Annotated in this window: 1 protein-coding gene; it reads right to left on the bottom strand. The window is 63.3% G+C overall.

Annotation, left to right across the window (positions count from 1 at the left end; genetic code table 11):
• Positions 1 to 29 precede the first annotated feature (29 nt).
• Positions 30 to 1,112: an IS630 family transposase gene (locus tag P1K89_RS33275; RefSeq protein ID WP_284620829.1), complete on the bottom strand. Its 1,083-nt coding sequence runs from the start codon at positions 1,110 to 1,112 to the stop codon at positions 30 to 32.
• Between the last annotated feature and the right edge of the window lie 72 nt (positions 1,113 to 1,184).

The following is a 1,184-nucleotide window of genomic DNA, read 5'->3' on the forward strand; positions in this document are numbered from 1 at the left end:
CTAGTGCAGTGCGCCACTCTGTTCTGCACTTATCCGGCGGTAGCGACAAGCGCGGCTTTCGCACGCGTCACCTTTGCCAGGATGTCGGTTGCGCGTGCCGTCCAGATGAACGGCTTCGGATCGATGTTGTGATGCGCGACGTACAGATCGATTGCCAGTTCCAGCTCCGCCACGCTGGTGAAGCTGTCGCGCCGGATGCGCTTGTCGGTGATGTCGCGGAAGAAGCGCTCGACCATGTTCAACCACGACGCGCTGGTCGGGGTGAAGTGCATGACGAAGCGCGGATGCCGGGCCAGCCACTTCTGCACGTCGGGGTGCGTGTGCGTCGCGTAGTTGTCGACGATCAGGTGCAGCGTCAGATGCTTGGGCGTGCGACGGTCGATGAGCCGCAAGAACTTCAGCCACTCGCCGTGGCGATGGCGCGGCTGACACATCGAGATCACGCTGCCGTCCAGCGTGTTGAGCGCCGCGAACAGCGTGGTCGTGCCGTGGCGCTTGTAGTCATGGGTGACGGTGCCGGCGCGCCCGCGCTTCATCGGCAAGCCTGGCTGCGTGCGGTTCAACGCCTGGATCTGGCTCTTTTCGTCGCAGCTGAGCACCAGAGCGTGCTCGGGCGGATTCACGTACAGCCCAACGACGTCGATCAGCTTGTCCTCGAAGCGAGGATCGCGCGAGACCTTGAAGGTCCGGCTGAGGTGCGGCTTCAGGCCGTTGCTTTGCCAAACGCGGCGCACGGTCGTCGCACCCGTGCCCAGGTGCTTGGCCAACGTGCGCGTGCTCCAGTGCGTGGCGTTGACGGGCTTCTCATGCAGCGTGACGTGCACGATGCGCGACTCCATCTCGGCCGTGACCGTAGCGGGGCGACCCGAGCGTGGCGCGTCCTTGCAAAGCGCATCGATGCCACCGTCAAGAAAGCGCTGACGCCACAGCGCTACCTGGCGACGATCGAGCCCCGCTTCGACGGCGATGTCCTTGTTTTGCAGACCTTGAGCGGCCAGCAAGACAACGAGCGCTCTTTGCTGCAATCGAGCCTCCACGCGGCGGCCTCGAGCAAGAACACGAAGCTCCCGCTCCACGCCTTCATCCAGTTCGATCGTCTTGGCAATCCGCATCGCTCCAGCCTCCTGGGCGATGGGAGTATGCCGAGCAAAATAAGTTCTACAACTTCACGTGCACTGCACTAG

This window comes from Aquabacterium humicola (genome assembly GCF_030167915.1).
Lineage (GTDB): Bacteria > Pseudomonadota > Gammaproteobacteria > Burkholderiales > Burkholderiaceae_C > Pseudaquabacterium > Pseudaquabacterium humicola.

Bases quoted from the DNA above. Each gene is read 5' to 3' on its own strand.
- P1K89_RS33275 (WP_284620829.1), bottom strand. From the start codon at position 1,112: ATGCGGATTGCCAAGACGATCGAACTGGATGAAGGCGTGGAGCGGGAG.